Origin of the sequence: Glaciecola sp. 33A, from assembly GCF_002836745.1 — a bacterium.
Lineage (GTDB): Bacteria > Pseudomonadota > Gammaproteobacteria > Enterobacterales > Alteromonadaceae > Glaciecola.
Genome location: NZ_PJAR01000003.1, coordinates 1 through 4,987 on the forward strand (window position 1 = coordinate 1; position 4,987 = coordinate 4,987).

Sequence of the window (4,987 nt, forward strand, 5' to 3'; positions counted from 1 at the left end):
TGTTTTGCCAGAATGTGAAATGATCAATATTGACGAAATTAATACAGCGTATGAGCGAATGGAACGTTCTGATGTTCGCTATCGTTTTGTTATTGATATGGCGTCGCTAAGCGCATAATTATTTAATTAGTAATTGTTAGCTAAAACCAGTACTGCTAGCAGTGCTGGTTTTTTTATTCGCAAGTGTGCGTTAAGGTTATAGCGATATCCGAAATTGATGCCTTGTATGAAAGACATACGGCGTTATTGATCGACTACCACCTAAGTGGACTGGTACCTTTTTTAGTAGATAACGGCAGCGTTAATTCGGGATTTATGATTGCACCGGTCATCAGTGCCGCACTTGCCAGTGAGAACAAACTTTGGCATACCCTGCATCAATAAATTCATTACCTACCTCGGCCAATCAATAAGATCATATATCAATGGTTACTTTTGCGGGTAGACGGCTGTGGTATTTTTTCGACAATGTGGCCGGGATTTTAGGCATAGAATGGTTAGCTGCCAGCCAAGGTTTAGGCTTTAGAGTAAGGCTTGAAACCACTGACAAACTTAAATCTGTTGAAGCCTTGCTGCGAACAAAGGTGTCTTTTTACGACAAAGGTAGATATTTTTCACCAAATATTGAGAATGCCAAAACATTGATCGCGAATCGCAGTTTATTAGATATCGTTGATATTGACCTACTCTAATGCTGCCAAGTTTTGGACTGAGAACGAAAAGACTTGTTTTGAATTTTTGAAACAACATTACATCACTAAAATTGGATACAGCCGTCATTAATACTAAGAATCTTAGATGTGTACTTTGCTACTAAAGCCCATCGATATCAGCTTTCACTGACAGAGGGGTTTGTACCATAAACCGTCAGTGGGGCTTAATTAAATTAGACTGATTTTTGCCACTCAATCGTCACTATTGCTCCTGGCTGAAAGGGCCACTATCGACCTAAATCGGTCGTAAGACAATTCGAACTATCAGACTATGTTGAACGAAAAATAATCTTACGATTAAACAAATTTGACTGACGGCAATGAGCTGCGTGAACCAGTCGTACGATTAATCAGTCCCGAAGATCGCCTTAACTGAGAAAGCAGACAGTCAGAAGTTATTACCCAATCAACCTTCTGTGCCAAAAGGGGTCATAGCCGAACCAATCAAAGAATGACTCTAGTTAGCAGTAAGCGGACAGTGGGTTAAGGCTGTCGTAACATGGGCTATGCCCTCTTTGCAATCATCCAGAGCGGGAGGGTTTTAGTGTTTTAGCGGCCCTGTTGAATTGCACAAGAAATTGATCTACCGAGGGCGTAAATTAACAACTCATCCATTTGGATTAAATTGGTCGTTTTGATTGCTATTCATCCACCAGCTCGATACTGTCAATGAAACCGTTTTAATGCGGTTAGATAAAATAGGATGTACTAACTGCAATGCCCCTGTCATCTGACGAATTATTAGAATTTATTGGCGAAATTTACCATGCGGGCCTGACCGGTCAGTGGCAGTCTGTGCTGACTAAACTCATTGATAGCACCCAATCAAATAAAGCATTTTTTTTCTTGCAAGAATTAGATAGCGAGCAATCGCTTATCATGGAATTGGAAACTACCTTTGAATATTCTCAATCAGCCTTACTGGATTACCAAAGCCGCCCGTTTGAAGGTCCTGGTTATCAAATAACCAAGTACTTGGCAGAAGGCGAATCGACCTGTGTTAATAAGCATATTGATATGAGCTTGCAAAGAGATTCAAGCTTTTTTCAAGAGATTTGCAGGCCATTGAGGATATTCCATTCCATAGTGGGCATTTTGTGCAGAGATGCGCAGTATGAGTCCTTAGTTGTAATCAATCGCGACGAAGACGAGCAGCCTTATCAGCACCATGAGGAAGAATTGTTCCGCCTCATTACGCCCCATTTTAGCCGCGCCATGTATATTTTTAAAGAGTTGCGGCTGTATAAAAATTATTCAAATATTTCAAAAAGTATATTAGACCAACAAGACAAGGCCATTATTGTTTGTAACGCAAACGGTCGAATAATGCTCGCTAACGGTTTTGCATATGAAAAGCTGGATGAAAAGTGCCCGGTTATCCTGGCAGACAATAAAGTAGTTATAGAGGATATCAATCATCAACATCGCTTAATGTTTTTTATTAGACAGTGTGCCAACCTTTCCTATACCGACATTGGTGTGCAGAAAACCATTATTCTCGATGGTGGGCACAATGATAATATTATGCTCACCATTTCGCCGCTGATAAACCAAAATGTATTCAATGATATTGAAGTGCCCTGTTGTATGGTAACGGTTAAATTTCAACAGCAACTGGATTGGTTAAAAATAAGTGCGCATTTTTCTTTAACACCTATGGAAATGCGATTGTTACAAGCCCTTTATGCCAAGCAAAAAATGACGAAACTAGCTGAGATTTATCACGTCAGTTATAATACTCTGCGTACTCAGTTGCAGACCATTTTTAAGAAAGTGGCAGTCAATTCTCAGACTGAATTAATGATAAAACTAAATCAGTTTACCTGAGCGGCTCCTAGCTCAGTTTTGCCGACCTACAAACGCCTGGCATTATACGCGTACTAGTAGCATGAAGCGGATCTTCAGGGTTTATCTCGCAAGTTATAAATTCTCTCGATAAAGGACAGTGGGATTTTAGCCTTTTCGTAGCAAGCATGCCCTAGGTTATTAAACGTCTATGAGCTGGTTGTCATTCTTTTACCCACATTCACCCAGAGCAGGGTAGCACGCAGTGTCCATTTCTCTCTCACGCAGAGGCGCTACGGCGCAGAGAAAAGAGGGTGGTTACATCGACTTTACTCTCTTTATTGGCCCGTTCGGACGTTTATATTGTGTAGTGTCAGGTTATTTCCCCCGTTTGACATCGTCAAATTTATGAAATTCACCTACAACCGATTGTTTACGGTTGTTTTAATGCAAATGAATGAGACAGGTATCTTTACACCTCATCATTAGTAAAACAGTAAAAACACACTAAGCTATTGAATTTATTTATTATACTTTAGTGGCATATTATTTGCGTACATATCAATTACTATATTAAACGAATGAATGCAGAGTGTATAACATAAGCGATATAGGAAATACGCGCCCATTAGCACGGGAACAAAATTTACAAAGGATAATTACATGAAATTGAAGTTTATAAATACCACGTTGTCGGGCCTGCTACTGTCAGTAATATGCTTGGTAAATGTCGCCAATGCGGCTTTAATCGACCGTGGTAACGGCCTGATTTACGACGATACGCAGAACATAACCTGGTTGCAAGATGCCAGCTACGCAAAGACCTCCGGTTATGACAGCGATGGCAGGATGACCTGGCAAGAATCCCTGGCCTGGGCGGCCCAGTTATCTTACGATGGCGGTACGGTTAATGGTATGTTAACTGGTTGGCGTTTATTTAGTGCCGTTCCTAATAATAGCTTTTGTGTTGCAGTTGCTTGTGCCGGGAATGAACTTGCTCAGATGTATTACAATGATTTTGGCCTATCGAGGGGTGACGCGGCGGCCACATTGCAAGGCGGCAGTAATGCTAGTTTTAACTTGTTCAGCAATATAGTTGTAGACGAATTGTATTGGTCGAATTTAGCCGATTTGGATTTCACGTTTTCTGATGGCACCGTGGTCGGTACCGCGATGTCATACCAACTAGCCAACGGTGACCAGTATCGCACTCTCACGCGTAATAGTACTACTTTAAATGTTTGGGCGGTTCGTGACGGCGATGTAGCTCAGGCGCAGCCTCCTGCAATCCCTGAACCAGGCACCCTTGCCTTATTAGGCTTAGGTTTGATTGGCGTGGTGTCACGTCGTTTTAGTAAAAAGTCTTAACGCCTTTATTTTAAAATCAAGCATCGACGACGGAATAGCTGCATAACCCCATGTAGCCCAACGTTGTCGATAATCGACGAATGTGATTTTCTAATGTTCGTTTTGAAACACTTAATTTCTCTTGCCCGAATCGATAACCCAAGAAATCAAATCCCTTTTCAATACGCCCAATAAAGGGCTTATCAGGCGCTTGCGCCACTTTTAATTGGTTAAAGTGTTGATTGACTATTCTCACCGCTTTGCGTAGGTGCCAGCGAGTTTTGGCTAATACAATGACATCGTCCATAAACCTACGATAAAAATAACGGGTATCACCTTCCATCTGCTCATCCAAGCCCTTTAAGTAATAGGCAGCAATAACCGGTGACAAGGCATCCGGTAGCGCGATGGCTAACATCTTTAATACCAACGCATCTTGTGATGACCACAAATGAAGGGTTTCACCATTGGCTTTGGTGACCACATTCAGCGGCAGGAAGGTGTAATTTTGCGAGTTGAGTGTTTGTAGCAACTCACTGCGGATAGTGTCCCAGTGAAAGCGCAGGTGCCAGCTATCGGCATGGGCGGGAAAGTTACGGCGTTGCTTACACAACCATGAGTAGGCAGAATCGAGCGCGGTTGGGGTGAAACCCTATCGTGTTCGATACTCAATCTGTTAAATAACTTAGCTATCGATTATTAGCGTTGCGAGGTATCTTGATTTTACGAGGTTAAGGTTGGGAAATAATGATAAATGTGACGTTTTAGGCTGCTTGATGGCGTCCATTGAGGTTACATTCGCCCCTATTGTCTGATCGCCTCCATCAATCCAGTTGTTCCCATTATCGTCATCATTCGTTTCAGATTGTAAGCCAGAACATGCAGGTTCATTTCGATGCTCACATTCTTTTTCCGCTTCATTAAGAAATGGGTCGCGCCCATCCACATTTTAATCGTGCCAAACGGATGCTCTACGGTTTGTTTTCTCAGAACGGGTATCTCTGAATTATCGTCAAGGCGATGGGGTAATTCTTCGCCCGCAGGGCAGATATAGATATCTTGATGCGCGTCGTATTTGAATAACGATTTATTGAATACGCCTTTTTTTGCTGCGCCCGAGGTATCGGTCTGTGGCACGTTTG

4 protein-coding genes and 2 pseudogenes are annotated in these 4,987 nt (G+C 42.0%); 4 read left to right on the plus strand and 2 right to left on the minus strand.

Features of this window, described 5'->3' with window-relative positions:
- The 4 genes and pseudogenes from CXF81_RS00195 to CXF81_RS00210 all read left to right on the plus strand — a co-directional run.
- Nucleotides 1-118: pseudogene (locus tag CXF81_RS00195) on the plus strand (NAD(P)-dependent alcohol dehydrogenase); the annotation flags it as partial.
- 80 nt (nucleotides 119-198) lie between these two features.
- A pseudogene (locus tag CXF81_RS00200) lies at nucleotides 199-692 on the plus strand (aromatic amino acid lyase); the annotation flags it as partial.
- Between the two features lie 738 nt (nucleotides 693-1,430).
- Complete coding sequence (locus CXF81_RS00205; RefSeq protein WP_101179081.1) at nucleotides 1,431-2,540, plus strand: helix-turn-helix transcriptional regulator; 1,110 nt, start codon at nucleotides 1,431-1,433, stop codon at nucleotides 2,538-2,540.
- Nucleotides 2,541-3,161: 621 nt separating this feature from the next.
- On the plus strand, nucleotides 3,162-3,866 hold the full coding sequence (locus CXF81_RS00210) for a PEP-CTERM sorting domain-containing protein (RefSeq protein WP_101179083.1): 705 nt from the start codon (nucleotides 3,162-3,164) through the stop codon (nucleotides 3,864-3,866).
- A 16-nt stretch (nucleotides 3,867-3,882) separates the two neighbouring features.
- On the opposite strand, the gene CXF81_RS00215 is transcribed toward CXF81_RS00210, so the two are convergent.
- On the minus strand, nucleotides 3,883-4,458 hold the full coding sequence (locus CXF81_RS00215) for a reverse transcriptase domain-containing protein (RefSeq protein ID WP_101179085.1): 576 nt from the start codon (nucleotides 4,456-4,458) through the stop codon (nucleotides 3,883-3,885).
- Nucleotides 4,459-4,649: 191 nt separating this feature from the next.
- Nucleotides 4,650-4,987 (minus strand): transposase (locus CXF81_RS00220; protein WP_198556275.1); only part of this gene is annotated, 338 nt, incomplete at its 5' end.

Bases quoted from the DNA above. Each gene is read 5' to 3' on its own strand.
- CXF81_RS00205 (WP_101179081.1), top strand. From the start codon at position 1,431: ATGCCCCTGTCATCTGACGAATTATTAGAATTTATTGGCGAAATTTAC.
- CXF81_RS00210 (WP_101179083.1), top strand. From the start codon at position 3,162: ATGAAATTGAAGTTTATAAATACCACGTTGTCGGGCCTGCTACTGTCA.